The sequence below is a fragment of the Pseudomonas sp. TKO26 genome, from assembly GCF_003225665.1.
In the GTDB taxonomy this organism is placed as follows: domain Bacteria; phylum Pseudomonadota; class Gammaproteobacteria; order Pseudomonadales; family Pseudomonadaceae; genus Aquipseudomonas; species Aquipseudomonas saponiphila.
Genome location: NZ_QKLN01000005.1, coordinates 268874 through 289690, shown reverse-complemented (window position 1 = coordinate 289690; position 20817 = coordinate 268874). Strand labels below are relative to the sequence as shown.

Here is a 20817-nt window from a genome sequence, read left to right as displayed (position 1 = left end):
AAGGCGGCGCATTTTAACAGAGCGCTTGGCTGTCGGTAAGCTGCGATTCACTGTGCTTTTGAAATCAGCCAGATAGCCTCAGCCACGTTCCGGCTGGAAACGCACCACAAACCCCTTGAGGTTGTGCTGACGACCCAGCAAGTCACGCAGACGATCAGCCTCGGCACGCTCGATCAGCGGTCCGACAAATACCCGGTTCTTGCCTTCGGCAGAACGGATATAGGCGTTATAGCCTTGACTGCGCAGGGTCTTCTGCAGGTTTTCGGCGCTTTCACGGCTCGACAGGCTGGCCAACTGCACCGACCAGCTGACAGACAGGCCATTGGCGTCGATCCGACTCTGACTGGTGTCGGGCTTGGCGGCGGCAATCGGTTGGGCCGGGGCTGGGGCCGGAACAGGCGCAGGCTTTGGCACCGGTTTACTGGCCACCGCAGGCGCCGGAGCAACCGCCGGGGCACTCGGGGCAATCGGCATGGAAGGCGCAACCTGCTGCACCACCGGCTCCTCGACAGGCACCGGCTCCTGAGGCAACGCTTTGGGCTCGGGAACCACCACAGGCTCAACCTGAACCTGCGGCATGGCCGAGGCCTGCGGCACAGGAGGTGCTTCAACCGCTACGTGGCGCTGCTCATCCTCGCGCGAGAACAACATCGGCAGGAAGATCACCGCCAACGCCACCAGAACCAGTGCTCCAACCATTCGCTGCTTGTAGACGTTATCCAGCATTGCCATGTGCAGCTTCCTCCGTGGAGCGCCGGGCGAGCCACTCAAGCGCCTCGGCGACACAATAAAAAGATCCGAACAGCAGAATTTCATCATCCGCGGTCGCTTGCGCGCATTGCGCTTCCAATGCCGCCGCAACACTGGCGTAGGACGCTACCGAAGCGCCAAGACTCTCCAGTGCGTCCTGAAGATCCCGCACCGGACGCGCCCTGGGCGAATCCAGCGGCGCTACCGCCCAGCTCTGGACCGAAGACTGCAGACACCCCACCACCCCCGGCAGATCCTTGTCCGCCAGCAGGCCAAATACCGCCAAGCGCCGACCGTTCAGCGGTCGACGTGCCAGGCGCTCGGCCAGGTACTGCGCGGCATGGGGGTTGTGCCCCACATCCAGGAGCAGGTTCAGGCGCTTGCCCTGCCATTCGACCTGCCGACGATCCAGGCGTCCGGTGACCCGGGTCCGCTGCAACGCCGCGCCTATTTGCTCAGGCTGCCAGGGCAACCCGGTGAGCAGATAAGCCTGCAAGGCCAGCGCCGCGTTCTCCATAGGTAGATCAAGCAACGGCAGGTCCCGCAGCTCGACCTGATGGCCCTGGGCATCCAGGCCGCGCCACTGCCAATGCTTCTCGGTAAGTGCCAGATCGAAATCCCGCCCCCGGAGGAAAAACGGACAGCCCAGCTCCCGCGCCTTGTCCAGCAGCGGCTGCGGCGGATTCAGGTCGCCACACAACGCGGGCGCACCAGCACGGAAGATCCCGGCCTTCTCAAAGGCCACCGACTCCCGGGAATCCCCCAGGTACTCGATATGATCGACGCCAATGCTGGTCACCAGCGCCAGGTCGGCATCCACCAGATTGACCGCATCCAGGCGCCCGCCCAGACCGACCTCCAGCACCACCGCATCCAGCGCCGCCCGCTGGAACAGCCAGAACGCCGCCAGCGTGCCCATTTCGAAATAGGTCAGGGAAGTGTCACCGCGCCCCGCTTCTACCGCCGCAAAGGCTTCACACAACTGCTGATCGGAAGCCTCAAGGCCATTGACCTGCACCCGCTCGTTGTAACGCAGCAGGTGCGGTGAGCTGTAGACCCCCACCCGCAAGCCCTGGGCTCGCAGCAGGGAGGCGACAAAGGCGCAGGTAGAGCCCTTGCCGTTGGTTCCGGTAACCGTGATCACCCGAGGCGCCGGCTTGCCCAGCCCCATCCGGGCCACTACCTGTTGCGAGCGCTCCAGCCCCATGTCGATGGCCGAAGGGTGCAACTGCTCAAGGTAGGCGAGCCAATCGCCCAGGGTACGTTGGGTCATAGGTTTGCTGGAGCCGGCGGAACCACAATAGGTTCAACGGGTGCCGCGACAAATTCAGGCGTCGGCAGGCCCATCAGTTGGGCCAGCAGGTTGCCCAGGCGCGGACGCAACTCCTGACGGGAAATGATCATGTCGATCGCCCCATGCTCCAGGAGGAACTCACTGCGCTGGAAGCCCTCAGGCAGTTTTTCCCGCACGGTCTGCTCGATGACCCGCGGACCGGCAAAGCCCACCAGAGCCTTGGGCTCGGCGACAATTACGTCACCCAGCATGGCCAGGCTGGCGGATACCCCGCCGTAGACCGGGTCGGTCAGCACGGAGACGAAGGGAATACCTTCTTCACGCAGGCGTGCCAGTACCGCGGAAGTCTTGGCCATCTGCATCAGGGAAATCAGCGCTTCCTGCATCCGTGCACCACCGGAGGCGGAGAAGCAGATCATCGGGCAACGGTTTTCCAGGGCGTAGTTGGCCGCACGAACAAAACGCTCGCCGACGATCGCCCCCATGGAGCCGCCCATGAAGGAGAACTCAAAGGCCGAGACCACCACCGGCATGCCCAGCAGGGTGCCGCTCATGGAAATCAGCGCGTCCTTCTCGCCAGTCTGCTTCTGCGCCGCGATCAGGCGGTCCTTGTACTTCTTGCCGTCACGAAACTTCAGGCGATCCACTGGCTCCAGATCGGCGCCCAGCTCGGCACGCCCCTCGGCATCCAGGAAGATGTCGATGCGCGCCCGCGCGCCGATACGCATGTGGTGATTGCACTTGGGGCAAACATCCAGGGTCTTTTCCAGCTCCGGGCGATAAAGCACCGCCTCGCAGGATGGGCACTTGTGCCACAGACCTTCAGGCACCGAGCTTTTCTTCACCTCGGAACGCATGATCGAAGGGATCAGTTTGTCTACTAACCAGTTGCTCATGCTTTCTTTCTCCAGTACCGGCGGCCCGAACGCTCTGGTTCGCAACCCCGCGTATGCCCTTGAGCTAAATTCATGTGTGCGGCGATGTTCACTTCGCTACCGCGGTCAGCACCGGGCTCGACCTGCCTGCAACGAAACGTTCCTCAGCCATCCCGACAACCCGCAATAGAGCGGTTGCCACTCGATTCCGGCCTCGCCTGAAGGCGACGCCTGCCTGTTTTGTACAGTGGTGTTATGGACGGCGGCAGACTGCCAGCCGTCACATCGACTCACTGCTGCGACGCACAGCCTGCATAAATGCCCGGATCTTGGCCGGATCCTTGATGCCCTTGCTCTGCTCGACTCCGCCACTGACATCCACGGCATAAGGACGAACCTGGGCAATGGCCTGGGCAACGTTCTGCGCACTGAGGCCGCCGGCCAGGATGATCGGCTTGCTCACTTGCCGAGGAACCAGTGACCAGTCAAAAGCCTCGCCAGTTCCCCCCGGCACGCCCTCGACATAGGTATCCAGCAGAATTCCGCTGGCCTGCGGATACGCCAGGCAAGCCGCGGCAATATCGTCTCCGGCCTTGACCCGCAGCGCCTTGATATAGGGACGGTGATAGCCGGCGCAATCGGCCGCCGACTCATCGCCGTGAAACTGCAGCAGATCCAGCGGTACGGCATCGAGGATCTCCCCCAGCTCGCAACGACTGGCATTGACGAACAGCCCGACCGTGGTCACGAACGGCGGCAAGGCGGCGATGATCGCCCGCGCCTGCTGCACCGACACCGCCCGCGGACTCTTGGCATAGAACACCAGGCCAATGGCGTCAGCCCCCGCCTTCACGGCCGCCAACGCGTCTTCTATGCGGGTAATCCCGCAAATCTTGCTGCGAACAGCTGACATGTCGTGTGAACCTCGGGGGCAAATTCGGAAAGTTCCGGATGGTAGCAAATGCTTTTCCGGGCGTCAGCCGTCAAGTTCAGGCCAACCGGTAAGGAAATGTGGCCCGATGTAGCGCTCCGGCAGCGCAAACTCGTCCTTGTACTCGACCTGAACCAGGTACAGGCCAAAAGGATGGGCGGTGACCCCTCCCGCGCGACGAACCCGACTCTCCAACACTTCCCGCGCCCACTCCACCGGGCGCTCGCCGGCGCCAATGGTCATCAAGACCCCGGCAATGTTGCGCACCATGTGGTGCAGGAAGGCACTGGCACGAATATCCAGGACGATCATCTTGCCGTGCCGGGTAACCCGCAGGTGATGAATCTCCTTGATCGGCGACTTGGCCTGGCACTGCCCCGCCCGAAAGGCGCTGAAATCATGGGTACCCAACAGAAACTGCGCGGCCTGGGCCATGCGCTCGGTATCCAGGGGGCGGTGATTCCAGGTGACCTCTTCATTGAGATGAGCCGGACGGATCTGATCGTTGTAGATCACATAGCGATAGCGCCGGGCTATGGCCTTGAACCGCGCATGGAAATGCGCGGGCATTTCCTGAGCCCAGCTGACACTGATGTCGTGGGGCAGGTTGATATTGGCCCCCATCACCCATGCTTTCATCGAGCGCACGGCCTGGGTGTCGAAATGCACCACCTGACCGCAGGCATGCACACCAGCATCAGTGCGCCCCGCACAGGACACCAGCACGGGAGAGTCCGCGACTCTGGACAGGGCTTTCTCCAGAGTTTCCTGGACGCTGGGCACACCAGTAGCCTGACGCTGCCAACCGCGATAGCGCGACCCCTTGTATTCAACACCCAGAGCAATGCGGGAAAAGCCTTCGGCGGCCATTTCGGCAGCCGGGTTATCTATATTTGCCAAGAACTTACAGCCTGCTGATATGCGCAAAGGCGCTCATTATAAGGCCGCAGGGAGCAGACGCCATGCACCGCCATGGTTTAGTTGAAGATTGAGCGCATCGACCGCCATTTCATTGCCATGCCTCGCTCGGGACCGGGCAAAGAGAGCAATGCCCCGCCCGATCCAGGCACTGCGATCCATCCTCCCGGAAAAACGGCACCAACAAAAAACGGCAGCCTCATCGGCTGCCGTTCTGGTCAAGCGGGATCCGGCTTCAGGCCAGTCGCGCCAGCATTTCCTGGGCTTCACTCTTCTGCCCTTCACTGCCTTCGCTGAGTACTTCGCCAAGGATGTCCCGCGCGCCGTCGTTGTCACCCATATCGATGTAGGCCTGGGCCAGATCGAGCTTGGTGGCCACTTCATCGCTGCCGGAAAGGAAGTCGAAGTCAGCCTCTTCAGGCGCTGCCGCTGCATCTTCAGCCGTGAAACTCGGCACCGCCGGCTCAGGTTGATCCAGACTCTGCGCCAGACGATCCAGCTCGGCGTTGACATCATCCAGCTCGGAAGCGAACGCATCCTTGGCCTCGGTGGCTCCATCCATCTCATCGGCCAGGGACAGATCGAAATCCGCCGACAAGTCCAGATCATCCAGCGCCGCTTCCGTAACGGTAGGCACATCGCCAGCCGGCACATCCTTGAGATCATCCTCAAGGCTCAGCAGGAAATCCTCATCGTTCTGGGTCGCTGCGGGCAGATCGGCCCCCAGGTCCAGATCGAAGTCACCAAGATCATCCAGGCTTTCCTGAGCGGCGGTCTGCTGCTCCAGGACCGAGCCAAAACTCAGGTCATCATCCAGCGGGAAGTCTTCCAGCTCGATCGCAGGCTCGGACACCACGACCGCAGGCGAGGCAGCTTCCAGATCGTCCAGGCTCAGATCGAAGTCCGCATCCAGCCCTTCGACAGGAGCAGCAGGCTCAGGGGATTGCGGCTCGTCCAACAGCTCCTTGACGTACTGGGCATCCAGCTCCGCTGCCACCGCGGCGGCCGCCAGACCAGCAGCTGCAGCCACTGCGACCATCGCCGGGAAACGGCTTTTGAGCTGTTCGACCTGGGCATGGTTATCGCCATTGGCCACCAGTTGCCGCTCCTCGGCGACAAAGGCGCTGCGATCACCCTGATGCGCGTACACCTCCATCAGCTTGAGGCGCAGATCACTGCGCTGCGGCTCCAGCTTGACCGCCTCTTCAAGCAGCGCAGCAGCCTGGTTCAGACGACCACCGTCGATATGATTCTGTGCCTGGCCCAGCACGTCCGTGGCTCGTTCCAGCGGTGCCGCCGGGATGGGTGCCACCACCGGAGCTGGAGCTGGAGCTGGAGCTGGAGCTGGAGCTGGAGCTGGAGCCAGCTTGACGCTCGGTGGTGGAACTTCAAGGCCTTCGAAACTGCCTTCCGGCAATTCCAGCTCCTCGGTGAAGTCATTGCTTTCCTCGGACAAGGCCCGCGCCATGCGCAGGTGCTTTTCCGCTTCCTGCTGGGCCTTGCGTCGACGCGCAAGCAACAGCAACAGCAACAGAACCGCCACTACCGCACCGCCGCCTACCAGTCCCAGCAGGATCGGGTTGGTCAGCAGGTCGCCATATTTGTCTTCGTCGGTCTTGGCCACCTCATCCACTGCCGGCGCGGCAGCCGGTTCGCTGACTGGCGCCGCAGGAACCACTGGCGCCACTACCGGGGCCGCAGCCTCAGGCTTGGCCACCAGCTCGGCCGGCATCGCCGGTACAGGCTGAGCAGCCGGCGCCGCGCCCTCGGCCTGCAGTTTGGCCAACTGGTTGTTCTTCAACTCGATCAGACGCTGCAGCTTGTCCAGCTGGCTCTGCAGATCCGCCATACGCTCCTTGAGCTCGGCGTTGTCGCGACGGGTCGCGTCGAGACTTTCCTGAGTCACCGCCAGCTTGTTGTTCAGCGCCTTGCTGTCACCTGCCGCCCCCTTGCCTCGCGCCTTGCCGCTTTCTGCCGAGACCAGGCTCAAGTTGTCCTTGGTATTGACCTGCTTGGGTGCCTTGTCAGCACCGGCACGACGGGTGGCGTCCACCTGCTGCTGACTGCGGGCTCCGGCACGACGCCCCTGGCGCCAGGCCGCGTTTTGTGCAGCCACCTCGGCAATGGCCTTGGGCTGCGCCAATGCCGTGCTCTGTACTACGTCAGGCAGACGCAGGACCCTGCCAGCTTTCAATCGATTGATGTTGCCGTCGATAAAGGCATCCGGGTTCAACGCCTGGATTGCGAGCATGGTTTGCTGGATCGACGCGCCATTGCGATTCTTCGCGGCAATCTCCCACAGCGTGTCGCGGGCTGCGGTGGTGTATTGCACGGGCTTGCTGACTTTGTTGCCCCGGGTTACCGGGGCATTCACCGCCGGACCTGCGACCGGAGCAGCCTGGGCGGCAGCGGCGGCTTGCGGGGAAAATTTCGAAGGATCCAGCAGCACGCTGTAATCGCGCAGCAGGCGGCCGTTGGGCCACATCACCTGCACCAGGAACTTGACCATCGGCTCGGACAGCGGCTGGCTCGAAGTCACCCGCAGCACACTCTTGCCGCCGGGATTGAGAACGGGGGTAAAACTCAGGTCATTGAGAAAGGCCTGACGATCGACGCCGGCCTTGGCGAACTCTTCTGCCGGGGCCAGGCTGGGCACCACTTCAGCGGCAGTCAGGTCCTTGATATCGAGCAATTCGATTTCGGCTACCAAAGGCTGGTTCAGACTCGACTTCAGGGTCAGCTCCCCAAGCCCAAGCGCCTGCGCCATACCGGAGGACAGCGCCGAGGCGGCCGCTATTGCTAACACCAGTTTGCGAACTTGAACCATAGCCTCATCCTTTGTTTGAACTTTCCTCGGCCAGCGAGAAGGTTTTGTAGCGGCTGCCATAAGGCACTGCGTGGCGGCCACGACCACCACGCGGGATTATTTTCTGCATGCCCCGGGAGCACCTGACGGCCACTCACCTCCAGCAACTTGCCAAGCATAGCGCCCAGCTAGATTCATTCTGCAAATTGTTGCCAAGTATCTTTTACAGCAGGTCTTTTATCAACAATTCAGCCAGCTGCACAGCGTTCAAGGCCGCACCTTTGCGGACATTGTCCGAGGTCAGCCACAGATTCAGTTCCGCCGCATCATCGATGCCGGAACGAACCCGCCCCACATAGACTACGTCCTGGCCCACGGCGTCACCCACAGCGGTGGGATAATCACCGGCTTCCACCAATTCCAGGCCCGGAGCGGCCTCCAGCGCCGCGTTTACCGCCGCCAGATCGACATCGGCGCCCGACTGCAGAGTCACGCTATAGCTATCGCCAAAAAACACCGGCGCTTGAATGCAAGTGACAGAAATCTTTAATAAAGGCTGCCCCAGCACTTCGCGCAGTTCCCTGACCAGGCGCTTTTCCAACAGGGTATGACCCTGGGCATCCGGCGTGCCAACCTGGGCCAGCAGATTGAAGGCCACCTGGCGGTCAAAGAAGCGCGGCTCCAGCGGGCGTACATTCAACAGCTCGGCGGTTTGTCGAGCCAGTTCGCTGACTGCCTCACGCCCCTGGCTGGAGATGGCCAGACTGGCGGTCAGGCTCACCCGCTGAATGTCCAGCAAGTCCTGCAAAGGCGCCAGAGCCACCGCCAAAGCGGTCGCAGCGGCGCTAGGGCTGCTCAGTTGCACGGGCTTGGGCAGGCCGACCAGCACCTGGGCGTTGGCCTCAGGCACGACATTGGGCGCCTGGGTCGACGGCAAGGCGCCGGCAAGGTCGATCACTGCGCAGTTGGCCGCGGTAGCACGAGGCGCGAAGCTCAGGGTTACCGCTGGACCTGCGGCAAAAAATGCCAGTTGCACCTTGCTGAAATCGAATTCGTCGACCTCACGCACACGCACGTTCTTGCCGCGAAACGGCACCGAATGACCGGCCGACTCACTGCTGGCCAGCAGGTGCAGGTTGGCAATCGGGAAATCGCGCTCTTCGAGTACCTGCACCAGGGTTTCGCCAACGGTACCGGTGGCACCGATCACGGCAATATCAAAGGATGGAGTCATGGCGCTACCTCAGGTGAAACGGGGGAGCGGCACTTTACCCGGCACAGGGTGACGAGGCAATTCGCGGGGGCCGGTGGCAGGGACGGCCAACTTAGCCGGGCAGCCTGCTCCTGCGAAGGCAAGCATAAAAAAACCCGCGCCCTGATTCGGGCGCGGGTTCTTTCAACCCCTCAGTGGATCAACGTTCCAGGAGGATCCGCAGCATGCGCCGCAGCGGTTCGGCCGCGCCCCACAGCAACTGGTCGCCCACGGTGAAGGCACCGAGGAACTGCGAACCCATGTTCAGCTTGCGCAGACGACCAACCGGAATGTTCAGGGTGCCGGTGACCTTGGTCGGGCTCAGCTCCTGCATGCTGATGTCACGCTGGTTCGGCACCAGCTTGACCCAGGGATTGTGCTGGCTGATCAGCCCTTCGATATCGGCGATCGGCACGTCTTTGTTGAGCTTGATGGTCAGCGCCTGGCTGTGGCAGCGCATGGCGCCGATACGCACGCAGATGCCGTCCACCGGAATCGGGCTCTTGAAGCGGCCGAGGATCTTGTTGGTTTCGGCCTGGGCCTTCCACTCTTCGCGGCTTTGGCCGTTGGGCAGTTCCTTGTCGATCCACGGAATCAGGCTGCCGGCCAGCGGCACGCCAAAGTTCTCGGTCGGGTAGGCATCGCTGCGCATGGCCTCGGCCACCTTGCGATCGATATCGAGGATGGCGCTGGCCGGATTGGCCAGGTCATCGGCAACCGCCGCATGGGTCGCGCCCATCTGCTTGATCAGCTCACGCATGTTCTGCGCGCCGGCACCGGAGGCCGCCTGGTAGGTCATGGCGCTCATCCACTCCACCAGGCCGGCTTCGAACAAGCCGCCCAGGCCCATCAGCATCAGGCTGACGGTGCAGTTGCCGCCGATGTAGTTCTTGGTCCCGGCATCCAGTTGCTGGTCGATGACCTTGCGGTTCACCGGATCGAGGATGATCACCGCGTCATCCTGCATACGCAGGCTGGATGCGGCGTCGATCCAGTAACCCTGCCAGCCGGCTTCGCGCAGCTTGGGGAAGACTTCACTGGTGTAGTCGCCACCCTGGCAGGTCAGAATCACGTCGAGGGTTTTCAACTCTTCAATGCTGTAGGCGTCCTTCAGCGGAGCAATATCCTTGCCCACCGACGGCCCTTGGCCACCGACATTGGAAGTGGTGAAAAACACCGGTTCAATAAGATCGAAGTCCTGCTCTTCCAGCATCCGCTGCATGAGCACGGAACCGACCATACCGCGCCAACCGATCAGACCTACACGTTTCATCGCAACTACACCTTTACAAAAGTGGGCCACTGTCTACGCAGTGGGCCCGAAAGATTACAGATTCCGCAGCGCGGCGACTACTGCATCGCCCATTTCCTGCGTACCGACTTTGGTGCAACCGGCCGACCAGATATCGCCGGTGCGCAAACCCTGATCCAGTACCCGGCTCACCGCCTGTTCGATGGCGTCCGCTGCGTCGGTCAGGTTGAAGCTGTAGCGCAGCATCATCGACACCGAGAGGATGGTCGCCAGCGGGTTGGCAATGCCCTGCCCGGCAATGTCCGGCGCCGAACCGTGGCACGGCTCGTACATGCCCTTGTTGTTGGCATCCAGGGACGCCGACGGCAGCATGCCGATGGAACCGGTGAGCATCGAGGCTTCGTCGGAAAGAATGTCGCCGAACATGTTGTCGGTGACGATCACGTCGAACTGCTTCGGCGCACGCACCAGTTGCATGGCGGCGTTGTCGACATACATATGGCTCAGCTCGACATCCGGATAGTCCTGGGCGACTTGCTCGACCACTTCACGCCACAGCTGGCTGGAGGCCAGGACGTTGGCCTTGTCCACCGAGCACAGTTTCTTGCCGCGCACGCGAGCCATGTCGAAACCCACCCGGGCAATGCGGCGGATTTCACTTTCGCTGTAAGGCAGGGTGTCGTAGGACTGGCGCTCGCCATTTTCCAGCTCGCGGGTGCCACGAGGGGCGCCGAAGTAAATGCCGCCGGTCAGTTCGCGAACGATGAGGATGTCCAGGCCGGAAACGATTTCCGGTTTCAGGCTCGAGGCATCCGCCAGTTGCGGGTAGAGAATCGCCGGACGCAGGTTGCCGAACAGGCCCAGTTGCGCGCGGATCTTCAACAGACCGCGCTCAGGACGAATGTCGCGCTCGATCTTGTCCCATTTCGGCCCGCCCACCGCCCCCAGCAACACCGCATCGGCGGCACGAGCGCGGTCCAGGGTTTCGTCAGCCAGAGGCACGCCGTGCTTGTCGATGGCGGCGCCACCAATCACGTCGTGGCTCAGCTCGAAGCCCAGGCTGTACTTGTCATTGGCCAACTCCAGCACCTTGACCGCCTCGGCCATGATTTCCGGACCAATACCATCACCTGGGAGAATCAGAATCTGCTTGCTCATGCGTTCCTCGTTTGCTCTGTCGGCCGGCCCCTAGGCGCAACCGGAAAAGTTCTATCGCTCGGCCCACAGCACCAGTACATCAGTACTGAACGAACCATCGGCCTCAATCTCAAAATATTCGCGCACTTCGTTGCCCATTGCCTGCTGCAGCTCGCGGATCGCCACCCGCAGCGGCTCGGGGGTGCGCATGCGCTCGACCCAGGACTGATACTCCAGGCGCAGCCGTTGCCGAGTGGTGCTGCGAGTGTGCAGCCCCGCTTCACTGACCTGGCGCAACCATTCACCCGCCGAATAATCGCGCACATGGCTGGTATCGCGCAGCACTTCGACGCTTTGCAGGTAAGTGTCCAGCAGCGGGCTGCCCGGCGACAACACATCGATGAATGCCGCCACACCACCGGGCTTGAGCACCCGGCGCACTTCCCGCAGGGCCAGGCCCAGGTCGCTCCAGTGGTGAGCAGAATAACGACTGAAGACGAAATCGAACTCACCGTCGGCAAATGGCAAGCGTTCGGCGGCCCCTTTCACACTGCGAATGTTGTGCAGATTACGCTCCTGTGCAGCTGCCGACACCACATCCAGCATCTGCTGGGAGAGGTCGTAGGCCACCACCTCCCTGACCAGCGGCGCCACATGGAAGCTGACATGACCGGCACCGCACCCAAGATCCAGGACCCGCGCCTGCTCCTGGCCCGCCACCTCGGCCTGTAGCAGGGCGAATTCGGTGCCTTGAGCGTGTACAGCGCTGCTCAGGTAGGCCGAAGCCTGCTCACCAAATTGCTTCTGTACTACCTGGCTGTGGGCGTTGCTGGTCATGGCACGATCCTTCTGGACAAGGGGAACAGCGTTGGCTGGCAAGCCAGCTCCTGCAAGGCCGGCACCTGCGGGATTCTGCAGGCACCGACTTGCTGGCGATCAGGCATCGCGAAACAACCAGGGCTGGCTGGCCCGGTGCTTGGCTTCAAAGGCGGCGATGGCGTCGCCGTCCTGCAAGGTCAGGCCGATATCGTCAAGACCGTTGAGCAGGCAGTGCTTGCGGAAGGCATCGATCTCGAATTTCAGCACCTTGCCGTCAGGACGGGTCACGGTCTGCGCCTCAAGGTCGATACGCAACTGGTAACCCGGGGTGGCTTCGACCTGCTGAAACAGTTCATCCACTTCCGCGTCACTGAGGATGATCGGCAACAAGCCGTTCTTGAAGCTGTTGTTGAAGAAGATGTCGGCATAGCTCGGGGCGATGATGCTGCGAAAACCGTACTCTTCCAGCGCCCACGGCGCGTGCTCGCGGCTGGAACCGCAGCCGAAGTTCTCCCGCGCCAGCAACACACTGGCGCCTTGGTAACGCTCGGCGTTGAGGACGAAATCCTTGTTCAGCGGGCGCTTGGAGTTGTCCTGGTAAGGCTGCCCCACATCCAGGTAGCGCCACTCGTCGAACAGGTTGGGGCCGAAACCGGTGCGCTTGATCGACTTGAGGAACTGTTTGGGGATGATCTGATCGGTGTCGACGTTGGCACGATCCAAAGGCGCGACCAAACCATTGTGCTGGGTGAAAGCTTTCATGCTGCGCTCCTTAGATCAATTCACGGACGTCGACGAAACGCCCGCTGACAGCGGCGGCGGCGGCCATGGCCGGGCTCACCAGGTGGGTGCGCCCACCGGCGCCCTGGCGCCCTTCGAAGTTGCGGTTCGAGGTGGAAGCGCAATGCTCGCCGGACTCCAGGCGGTCCGGGTTCATCGCCAGGCACATCGAGCAGCCCGGTTCGCGCCATTCAAAACCGGCTTCGAGGAAGATCTTGTCCAGGCCTTCCGATTCGGCCTGGGCCTTCACCAGGCCCGAACCCGGCACCACGATCGCCTGCTTGATGGTGGAAGCCACTTTGCGGCCCTTGGCGATGACCGCGGCGGCGCGCAAGTCTTCGATCCGCGAGTTGGTACAGGAGCCGATGAAGACCCGGTCCAACTGGATGTCGGTGATTGCCTGATTGGCGCTCAAACCCATGTATTTCAAGGCACGGACGATGGAGTCGCGCTTGACCAGATCCATTTCCTTGGCCGGGTCCGGCACGCGCTGATCCACGGCCAGGACCATTTCCGGCGAGGTGCCCCAGCTGACCTGCGGCTTGATCTGCGCAGCGTCGAGCTCGACCACGGTGTCGAACCGGGCATCGGCATCCGACACCAGATCCTTCCAGGCCTCGACGGCCAAGTCCCATTCGGCGCCTTTAGGGGCGAACGGACGGCCCTTGACGTAGGCCACGGTCTTGTCGTCCGCCGCCACCAGGCCGACACGGGCACCGGCTTCGATGGACATGTTGCAGATGGTCATGCGGCCTTCGATGGACAGGTCGCGGATCGCGCTGCCGGCGAACTCGATGGCGTGCCCGTTGCCACCGGCGGTGCCGATCTTGCCGATAACCGCCAGAACGATGTCCTTGGCGGTCACGCCGAACGGCAAGGTGCCTTCCACGCGCACCAGCATGTTCTTCATCTTCTTGGCCACCAGGCACTGGGTAGCGAGCACGTGCTCCACCTCGGAGGTACCGATACCGTGGGCCAGGGCGCCGAAAGCACCGTGAGTCGAGGTATGGGAGTCACCGCAGACCACGGTCATGCCCGGCAGGGTGGCGCCCTGCTCCGGACCGATCACGTGGACGATGCCCTGGCGCACGTCGTTCATCTTGAATTCGACAATGCCGTATTCGTCACAGTTGTCATCGAGGGTCTGCACCTGCAGACGGGAAACCTGGTCGGCAATCGCTTCGATCCCGCCCTTGCGCTCGGGGGTGGTCGGTACGTTGTGGTCCGGGGTGGCGATGTTGGCATCGATGCGCCAAGGCTTGCGCCCGGCCAGACGCAGGCCTTCGAAAGCTTGTGGCGAGGTCACTTCGTGGATGATGTGACGATCGATATAGATCAGCGCCGAACCATCGTCGCGCTGCTTGACCAAATGCGAATCCCAGAGCTTGTCGTAAAGCGTCTTGCCGGCCATCGGACCATTCCTCATCAGCTTGTTTCTATGCCCCGGGCCCCGATCGTGAGCCGATCAATAACCCCTTGGCTTGTGAGGCTGATGCTATGGCGTTAGATTAAATAACTCAAATTCATATTTTTCATGCTTTGGATAACCAACCGGAATACAACCATGGACCTGGCCAACCTCAACGCCTTCATAGCCATTGCCGAAACCGGCAGTTTCTCCGGCGCCGGAGAACGCCTGCACCTGACCCAGCCCGCCATCAGCAAACGCATCGCCGGCCTGGAGCAGCAGCTCAATGTGCGGCTGTTCGACCGCCTGGGCCGGGAAATCGGACTGACCGAGGCCGGACGCGCCCTACTGCCCCGGGCCTACCAGATCATCAACGTGCTGGACGACACCCGCCGCGCCCTGACCAACCTCAACGGCGAAGTCAGCGGCCGCTTGACCCTGGCCACCAGCCATCACATCGGCCTGCATCGCCTGCCGCCGCTGCTGCGGGCCTTTACCCGGCGCTATCCGCAAGTGGCGCTGGACATTCAATTCCTCGACTCAGAGGTGGCCTACGAGGAAATTCTCCATGGCCGGGCCGAACTGGCGGTGATTACCCTGGCACCAGAACCCCACAGCCTGATCAGGGCAAGCGCCGTGTGGGACGACCCGCTGGACTTCGTCGCCGCCCCGGAGCATCCACTGGTCAGCAATGGCCAGATCAGCCTGGCGGACATTGCCCTGCATCCGGCGGTATTTCCCGGCGGCAACACCTTTACTCACCATATCGTCCAACGTCTGTTCGAGGCTCAGGGCCTGACGCCGAACATCGCAATGAGCACTAACTATCTGGAAACTATAAAGATGATGGTGTCCATCGGCCTGGCCTGGAGCGTACTGCCACGCACCATGCTCGATGATCAGGTGGCGCGCATCCCTTTACCGGGCATACAACTGCGACGCCAGCTAGGCTATATCCTGCACACCGAACGGACGCTGTCGAACGCTGCGCGGGCTTTCATGGCCCTACTGGATGCACAAGTCGATTGGCCAGGGAACCCGGCATAGCTTTTCCGGGTAGTGCCCGTGCCTCGCCGCACCGCCATGAGCACCTCGCGTGAAACGAATGACTCAGCTCAAGGCCTGACCCCCATGCCAAAACCCGCTGACCGTATTCCACCCATGCCGCGTATCCATGCCATCGACCCAAAGGAGTCGGAGCAAAGCTGGGAAAGCGCACCACAGCTGCTTGCCGCCCTGAATGGCGCTCGGCTGGGGGCCTGGTACTGGGATATTGAAAGCGGGCAGATCAGTTGGTCCCGGGGCACCCAGGCACTGTTTGGCTTCGACCCGCGCCAGCCGCTGCCGGCCAACCTCGAATACCTTGACCTGCTGCCCATCGAAGACCGGGCCCGGACAATACGCGCCTTTCATTCGGTGCTGGCGGGCGCTCCGCTGGAACACGCCATGCACCATCGCATTCGCTGGCCCGATGGCAGCCTGCACTGGCTGGAAATCAACGGCAGCGTACTGCCGGACAAGCACGGCAAACCCCGCATGATCGGGGTGATCCGCGAGATCACCCACCAGCGCCAACGCGAGGAAGCCCTCAGCAACTCGGAAAAGCGCTTCGCCACCCTGTTTCACCTGTGCCCCAATACGGTGCTACTGACTCGCCTGGAAGATGGCCTGATCAGCGAGGCCAACCAGTACTTCGAAAGCCAGTTCGGCTGGCCCGCCGCACATGTGATCGGCCGTACCACCCTGGAAATCGGCCTGTGGGTCAATCCCGAGCAGCGCGCCCAACTGATCAAGGCCGTGCAGAAGAAAGGCCAGGCCGCCAGCCTCGAAGTGCAGTTCCGCGCCAGCAACGGCCAGATCCACGACGGCATCCTCAGCGCACAGAAGATCGAACTGGAAGGCAAGCCCTACCTGCTCAGCACCTTTCTCGACACCAGCGAGCGCAAAAGAGCCGAACAGGCGCTCAAGGACAGCCAGGAGCGCCTCGACCTGGCCCTGGACTCGGCCCAACTGGGCACCTGGGACTGGCACATTCCCAGTGGCATGCTGTACGGCTCTGCGCGCGCCGCGCAATTGCATGGCCTGGCCCCGGCGCCCTTCCACGAATCCTTCGAGGCCTTTTTCGAGGGCGTACCCACCGAAGAACGCGACAGCATGCGCGATGCCTATCGCAGCCTGCGGGAAGGCCCGGCGGGCAACTACCAACTGACCTACCGAGTGCAGCTGGCAGACGGTAGCTCGCGCTACCTCGAAAGCCGCGCCCGCCTCTATCGCGACGAGTCGGGCAATCCCCTGCGCATGGCCGGGACGCTGCTGGACATTACCGAGCAGGTGGAGCGCGAACAGCGCCTGATCACCTCCGAGGAGAAGTTCGCCAGCCTGTTCCAGGTCAGCCCGGACCCCATCTGCCTGACCCAGCTGGAAACCGGCCAGTTCATCGAGATCAACTCAAGCTTTACCCAGACCTTTGGCTGGACCCAGGACGACGTGATCGACCGCAGCGCCGAGCAGATCGGCTTCTGGGAAGACCCGGCCCCGCGGCTGCGGCGGATCGAGCAGGTGATTCGCGAACAGGCGCTGAATAACGTGGCAGTGATGGTCAACCACAAGGACGGCCATTCGCTGACCTGCATCATTTCCAGCCGCCTGATTACCGTCGACAAACAGCCGTGCATCGTCACCACGCTGCGAGACATCACCCAGCAACAGCGCTCCGAGGCCGCCCTCAAGGCCAGCGAGGAGAAATTCGCCAAGGCCTTCCACTCCAGCCCCGACGCTATCACCATCACCGAGCGCGAAACCGGCCGCTATCTGGAGGTCAACGACGGCTTCTGCCGCCTGACCGGCTACCGCACCGATGAAGTGCTCGGCCACACCATGTACCAGGTCGGCATCTGGGCCGAAGAAGGCCAGCTCGCCACGCTGCTGGCGGAACTCAGACTCAAGGGACGCGTGCATCACCTGGAAATGCTCGGGCGCAACAAGCGCGGGGAAATCCTCACCCTCGAAGTGTCGGTGGAGCCGATCATCCTCAATGAAACCCCATGCCTGCTGCTCACGGCCCGGGATGTCAGCCTGCTGAAGAACGCCCAGGCGCAGATCCGCCACCTGGCCTACCACGACCCTTTGACCAACCTGCCCAACCGCGCCCTGTTGATGGACCGCCTGAGCCAGCAGATCGCCCTGCTCAAGCGCCACAACCTGCGGGGCGCCCTGCTGTTCCTCGACCTGGACCACTTCAAGCACATCAACGATTCCCTGGGCCACCCGGTGGGCGACACCGTGCTGAAGATCATCACCGCCAGGCTGGAAGCCAGCGTACGCATGGAGGACACCGTGGCACGCCTGGGCGGCGACGAGTTCGTGGTACTGCTCAGCGGCCTGGAAGGCTCACGCAACGAGGTCAGCGAGCAGGTACGGCACCTGGCGGGAACCCTGCGCGAACTGCTCTCGGAACCGATGTTCCTCGACGGCCAGCGGCTGCAGGTCACCCCCAGTATCGGCGTGGCGCTGATCCCCGATCACGGCTCGACCCCCACCGACCTGCTCAAGCGCGCCGACATCGCCCTTTACCGGGCCAAGGACTCCGGACGCAACACCACGCAGATGTATCACAACACCATGCAGAAGGCCGCCAGCGAGCGCCTGCGCATGGAAACCGACCTGCGCCTGGCCCTGTCCCGCGGCGAATTCAGCGTGCACTTCCAGCCCCAGGTCGACGCCCGCGACAACCGCATCGTCGGCGCCGAGGCCCTGGTGCGCTGGCAGCATCCAGAACTGGGTGCCCAATCACCAACCGAATTCATCAAGGTACTGGAGGACAGCGGGCTGATCCTTGAAGTCGGCACCTGGATTCTCGATGAAGCCTGCCTGGCCTTCAGCCAACTGATAGCAGAGGGCCTAGTGGATCCTTATCACTTCAGCCTGTGCGTGAATATCAGTCCGCGCCAGTTCCGCCAGGCCGATTTTGTCGAGAAAATCGAACACAGCCTGACCGAGTACGCCTTGCCCTCGTCGCTGCTCAAGCTGGAAATCACCGAGGGCATCGTGATCCAGAACCTGGACGACACCATCAGCAAGATGCGCCGCCTGAAAAAGCTCGGCGTCAGCTTCGCCATGGATGACTTCGGCACTGGTTATTCGTCCTTGACCTACCTCAAGCGCCTGCCGGTGGACACCCTGAAGATCGACCAGTCCTTCGTCCGCGACGCCACCCATGATCCCAACGATGCGGAAATCATCCGCGCCATCGTCGCCATGGCCCGCAGCCTGAACCTGAAGGTCATCGCCGAAGGCGTGGAAACCCCGCAGCAACTGGAGTTCCTCCAAGGGCTGGACTGCCATCTGTACCAGGGCTACCTGCACAGCCAGCCGCTTCCCCTCGGCGAATTCAAGAAACTGCTGAAATGACAGGCACGAAAAAGGGCGCCACCAGGGCGCCCTTCTTTTGCAGCGGTCTTAGTGTTGCAGAGCCGGCTGCTGCGCACCGTTGATCGGGATGCGCTTTGGCTTGGCCTCTTCCGGCACGACCCGCAGCAGGTCGATGTTCAACAGACCGTTGCTCAGGGCCGCGGCCTTGACCTCGATATGGTCGGCCAGACGGAAGGACAGCTTGAATGCACGCTGGGCAATGCCCTGGTGCAGGTAGGTGACACTTTCATTGGCATCGCGCTTGCCACCGCTCACGGTCAACACGCCTTTCTCCACTTGCAGTTCCAGGTCTTCTTCCTGGAAACCGGCTGCCGCGATGACGATGCGGTATTGGTCGTCGGCGTGTTTTTCAACGTTGTAGGGTGGATAGCTGCTGCCCGGTTCATTGCGCAACGCCGATTCGAACAGGTCGTTGAAACGGTCGAAGCCAACAGAGGAACGGAACAGTGGAGCCAGGGAAAATGCAGTACTCATGGGTCTATCTCCTGATATTTCAGCGAGTGGTTATCTCCGCGACCCGAATTCGGCGTCGCGTACCCAAGAGATAGGGATCGGCCCCGGCATTTCAAGAGCCCTTTTTTGAATTTTTTACGCCGCCTCGCTGCGCGCCACATCCAACAGGCGCCCCACCTGATCCAGATCGGTTTCCCGGCGCAGAGCAGTAAACAATTCCACCGCCTCCGGGTAGTTGCGGGTCAGCATGGCCAGCCACTGCTTGAGCCGCCCCGGCGCCGAACGCGGCGTCAATTGCACCACCACCTGGGCCCAGAATTCCTGGAGCAGGGGCTGCAGATCAGCCCAGGACATGGCCACCACCTCTTCGCCCGCCCGGGCAGCGGCGATCTGTCGCGCCAGGTCGGGACGCGACACCAAGCCACGGCCGAGCATGATGTCCTCGACACCACTGATCTCCCGGCAGCGCCGCCAATCCTCGACGCTCCAGATATCGCCATTGGCGAACACCGGCACCTTGACCACCTCCTGGACCCGGGGAATCCACTCCCAGTGAGCCGGCGGCTTGTAGCCATCGACCTTGGTCCGGGCGTGAACCACGATATGCTCGGCACCGCCCTCGGCCAACGCGGTCGCACACACCAGCGAGCCGTCCGGACTGTCGAAACCCAGCCGCATTTTTGCCGTCACCGGAATGTGCGCCGGCACCGCGCGCCGCACATGCTCGACGATCTGGTTCAGCAGTTCGGGCTCCTTGAGCAGCACCGCCCCGCCCCGGGACTTGTTGACAGTCTTGGCCGGGCAACCGAAGTTCAAATCGATGACCTCACTGCCCAGCTCACAGGCCAGCGCGGCGTTCTCGGCCAGGCACACCGGATCCGAACCCAGCAACTGCACGCGCAACGGCACGCCGGCAGCGGTATGCGCACCGTGCAGCAACTCGGGCGCGAGCTTGTGGAAATAGGCAGGCGTCAACAGACGGTCGTTGACGCGGATGAACTCGGTGACACACCAGTCGATCCCGCCAACACGGGTCAATACATCCCGCAGGATGTTGTCGACCAACCCTTCCATGGGCGCCAGGGCAATTTGCATGAAACACACTCAACGAAAAAACGGGCGAAAAAACGTTCGCCAGTTTACTGGGTTTCGCCCTTGAACAGGAGTTTTGTAGGGACTTGTGAGCCGCGAACAAGCCCGGGTGGACGCCTTCGCTGACAAGCCGCTTCCGACACAGGCACGAGCAGGTGTCAGGAGCCTTGCAGGGCCGGGCCATAGCCTTCGAGGAACTCGGCGGGCATGCGCTTGGGTTTACCGCTGGACAGCTCGATGCAGACGAAGGTGGTCTGAGCCCGCAACAGGGTGCTGCCATCGCTCGGACGAACCAACTGGAAACGCCGGGTCATCTTCAGACGCTGGTCCCAATCGACGATCCAGGTAGCCAGTTGCAACTCATCCCCTTCGTATGCGGCAGCCAGGTAGTCGATCTCGTGTCGCACCACGGCCATCGCCCGATCCAGCCGGCGATACTCCGCCAGATCCAGCCCCAGGCGCTGGGAGTGCCGCCAGGCACAACGCTCCAGCCAAGAAACATAAACCGCATTGTTGGCGTGCCCCAGACCATCGATATCCTCGGCCGCCACCTGCAGATCGATGACGAATGGCGTTGCCAGATCCCAACTCATGCCCTACTCCCGGCCAGATTTTTGAC

17 protein-coding genes are annotated in these 20817 nt (G+C 62.2%); 2 read left to right on the top strand and 15 right to left on the bottom strand.

Annotated features, from left to right (window positions below; genetic code table 11):
* Positions 1 to 78: 78 nt before the first annotated feature.
* The 12 genes from DNK59_RS10230 to leuC form a co-directional block, all read right to left on the bottom strand.
* Entirely contained in the window at positions 79 to 732 is a 654-nt protein-coding gene (locus DNK59_RS10230; protein ID WP_110723112.1) for an SPOR domain-containing protein, read from the bottom strand.
* Complete coding sequence (gene folC, locus DNK59_RS10225) at positions 716 to 2023, bottom strand: bifunctional tetrahydrofolate synthase/dihydrofolate synthase (protein ID WP_110723111.1); 1308 nt, start codon at positions 2021 to 2023, stop codon at positions 716 to 718. Before folC ends, DNK59_RS10230 begins: the two co-directional genes overlap by 17 nt.
* Positions 2020 to 2940 (bottom strand): acetyl-CoA carboxylase, carboxyltransferase subunit beta, encoded by a 921-nt coding sequence (accD, locus tag DNK59_RS10220; RefSeq protein ID WP_110723110.1) that lies wholly within the window; start codon positions 2938 to 2940, stop codon positions 2020 to 2022. The genes folC and accD overlap by 4 nt, the downstream gene beginning before the upstream one ends.
* 259 nt (positions 2941 to 3199) lie before the next feature.
* Complete coding sequence (locus DNK59_RS10215; protein WP_092316458.1) at positions 3200 to 3832, bottom strand: phosphoribosylanthranilate isomerase; 633 nt, start codon at positions 3830 to 3832, stop codon at positions 3200 to 3202.
* A 63-nt stretch (positions 3833 to 3895) separates the two neighbouring features.
* The gene (gene truA / locus DNK59_RS10210) at positions 3896 to 4720 is read right to left on the bottom strand and encodes a tRNA pseudouridine(38-40) synthase TruA (protein WP_060838408.1); all 825 of its coding nucleotides are present in this window, start codon (positions 4718 to 4720) and stop codon (positions 3896 to 3898) included.
* 283 nt (positions 4721 to 5003) lie between these two features.
* Complete coding sequence (locus DNK59_RS10205) at positions 5004 to 7595, bottom strand: FimV/HubP family polar landmark protein (RefSeq protein WP_110723109.1); 2592 nt, start codon at positions 7593 to 7595, stop codon at positions 5004 to 5006.
* A gap of 202 nt (positions 7596 to 7797) precedes the next feature.
* On the bottom strand, positions 7798 to 8808 hold the full coding sequence (locus tag DNK59_RS10200; protein WP_092316464.1) for an aspartate-semialdehyde dehydrogenase: 1011 nt from the start codon (positions 8806 to 8808) through the stop codon (positions 7798 to 7800).
* Positions 8809 to 8986: 178 nt separating this feature from the next.
* Positions 8987 to 10099 (bottom strand): aspartate-semialdehyde dehydrogenase, encoded by a 1113-nt coding sequence (gene asd / locus DNK59_RS10195; protein WP_110723108.1) that lies wholly within the window; start codon positions 10097 to 10099, stop codon positions 8987 to 8989.
* Positions 10100 to 10153: 54 nt separating this feature from the next.
* Complete coding sequence (gene leuB / locus DNK59_RS10190) at positions 10154 to 11236, bottom strand: 3-isopropylmalate dehydrogenase (RefSeq protein WP_110723107.1); 1083 nt, start codon at positions 11234 to 11236, stop codon at positions 10154 to 10156.
* Positions 11237 to 11287: 51 nt separating this feature from the next.
* Positions 11288 to 12052 carry a class I SAM-dependent methyltransferase gene (locus DNK59_RS10185; RefSeq protein WP_110723106.1) on the bottom strand — a complete coding sequence of 255 codons (765 nt, stop codon included), beginning with the start codon at positions 12050 to 12052 and terminating at the stop codon, positions 11288 to 11290.
* 99 nt (positions 12053 to 12151) lie between these two features.
* On the bottom strand, positions 12152 to 12796 hold the full coding sequence (leuD, locus tag DNK59_RS10180; RefSeq protein WP_092316473.1) for a 3-isopropylmalate dehydratase small subunit: 645 nt from the start codon (positions 12794 to 12796) through the stop codon (positions 12152 to 12154).
* A 10-nt stretch (positions 12797 to 12806) separates the two neighbouring features.
* On the bottom strand, positions 12807 to 14225 hold the full coding sequence (leuC, locus tag DNK59_RS10175) for a 3-isopropylmalate dehydratase large subunit (RefSeq protein WP_110723105.1): 1419 nt from the start codon (positions 14223 to 14225) through the stop codon (positions 12807 to 12809).
* 153 nt (positions 14226 to 14378) lie between these two features.
* On the opposite strand from leuC, the gene DNK59_RS10170 reads away from it, so the two are divergent.
* Both DNK59_RS10170 and DNK59_RS10165 read left to right on the top strand, forming a co-directional pair.
* Positions 14379 to 15269 carry a LysR family transcriptional regulator gene (locus DNK59_RS10170; protein WP_110723104.1) on the top strand — a complete coding sequence of 297 codons (891 nt, stop codon included), beginning with the start codon at positions 14379 to 14381 and terminating at the stop codon, positions 15267 to 15269.
* 84 nt (positions 15270 to 15353) lie between these two features.
* A complete protein-coding gene (locus tag DNK59_RS10165) occupies positions 15354 to 18632 on the top strand; it encodes an EAL domain-containing protein (RefSeq protein ID WP_110723103.1) in 3279 nt (1092 codons plus the stop codon).
* A gap of 48 nt (positions 18633 to 18680) precedes the next feature.
* Here the strand turns inward: DNK59_RS10165 and DNK59_RS10160 are convergent, their stop codons facing one another.
* The 3 genes from DNK59_RS10160 to DNK59_RS10150 all read right to left on the bottom strand — a co-directional run bounded on the left by DNK59_RS10160 (position 18681) and on the right by DNK59_RS10150 (position 20791).
* Positions 18681 to 19127, bottom strand: a complete 447-nt coding sequence (locus DNK59_RS10160) for an Hsp20 family protein (protein WP_060838399.1) — start codon at positions 19125 to 19127, stop codon at positions 18681 to 18683.
* 114 nt (positions 19128 to 19241) lie between these two features.
* Positions 19242 to 20201: a tRNA-dihydrouridine synthase gene (locus DNK59_RS10155; RefSeq protein WP_110723102.1), complete on the bottom strand. Its 960-nt coding sequence runs from the start codon at positions 20199 to 20201 to the stop codon at positions 19242 to 19244.
* Positions 20202 to 20356: 155 nt separating this feature from the next.
* A complete protein-coding gene (locus tag DNK59_RS10150; RefSeq protein ID WP_016967972.1) occupies positions 20357 to 20791 on the bottom strand; it encodes a thioesterase family protein in 435 nt (144 codons plus the stop codon).
* Between the last annotated feature and the right edge of the window lie 26 nt (positions 20792 to 20817).

Excerpts from the sequence above, each read along its gene's own strand:
- DNK59_RS10185 (WP_110723106.1), bottom strand. The coding sequence starts at position 12,052 with ATGACCAGCAACGCCCACAGCCAGGTAGTACAGAAGCAATTTGGTGAG.
- leuC (WP_110723105.1), bottom strand. The coding sequence starts at position 14,225 with ATGGCCGGCAAGACGCTTTACGACAAGCTCTGGGATTCGCATTTGGTC.
- truA (WP_060838408.1), bottom strand. The coding sequence starts at position 4,720 with ATGGCCGCCGAAGGCTTTTCCCGCATTGCTCTGGGTGTTGAATACAAG.
- accD (WP_110723110.1), bottom strand. The coding sequence starts at position 2,940 with ATGAGCAACTGGTTAGTAGACAAACTGATCCCTTCGATCATGCGTTCC.
- asd (WP_110723108.1), bottom strand. The coding sequence starts at position 10,099 with ATGAAACGTGTAGGTCTGATCGGTTGGCGCGGTATGGTCGGTTCCGTG.
- DNK59_RS10200 (WP_092316464.1), bottom strand. The coding sequence starts at position 8,808 with ATGACTCCATCCTTTGATATTGCCGTGATCGGTGCCACCGGTACCGTT.
- leuD (WP_092316473.1), bottom strand. The coding sequence starts at position 12,796 with ATGAAAGCTTTCACCCAGCACAATGGTTTGGTCGCGCCTTTGGATCGT.
- DNK59_RS10230 (WP_110723112.1), bottom strand. The coding sequence starts at position 732 with ATGGCAATGCTGGATAACGTCTACAAGCAGCGAATGGTTGGAGCACTG.
- DNK59_RS10155 (WP_110723102.1), bottom strand. The coding sequence starts at position 20,201 with ATGCAAATTGCCCTGGCGCCCATGGAAGGGTTGGTCGACAACATCCTG.
- DNK59_RS10215 (WP_092316458.1), bottom strand. The coding sequence starts at position 3,832 with ATGTCAGCTGTTCGCAGCAAGATTTGCGGGATTACCCGCATAGAAGAC.
- DNK59_RS10150 (WP_016967972.1), bottom strand. The coding sequence starts at position 20,791 with ATGAGTTGGGATCTGGCAACGCCATTCGTCATCGATCTGCAGGTGGCG.
- DNK59_RS10160 (WP_060838399.1), bottom strand. The coding sequence starts at position 19,127 with ATGAGTACTGCATTTTCCCTGGCTCCACTGTTCCGTTCCTCTGTTGGC.
- leuB (WP_110723107.1), bottom strand. The coding sequence starts at position 11,236 with ATGAGCAAGCAGATTCTGATTCTCCCAGGTGATGGTATTGGTCCGGAA.
- folC (WP_110723111.1), bottom strand. The coding sequence starts at position 2,023 with ATGACCCAACGTACCCTGGGCGATTGGCTCGCCTACCTTGAGCAGTTG.
- DNK59_RS10205 (WP_110723109.1), bottom strand. The coding sequence starts at position 7,595 with ATGGTTCAAGTTCGCAAACTGGTGTTAGCAATAGCGGCCGCCTCGGCG.
- DNK59_RS10165 (WP_110723103.1), top strand. The coding sequence starts at position 15,354 with ATGCCAAAACCCGCTGACCGTATTCCACCCATGCCGCGTATCCATGCC.
- DNK59_RS10170 (WP_110723104.1), top strand. The coding sequence starts at position 14,379 with ATGGACCTGGCCAACCTCAACGCCTTCATAGCCATTGCCGAAACCGGC.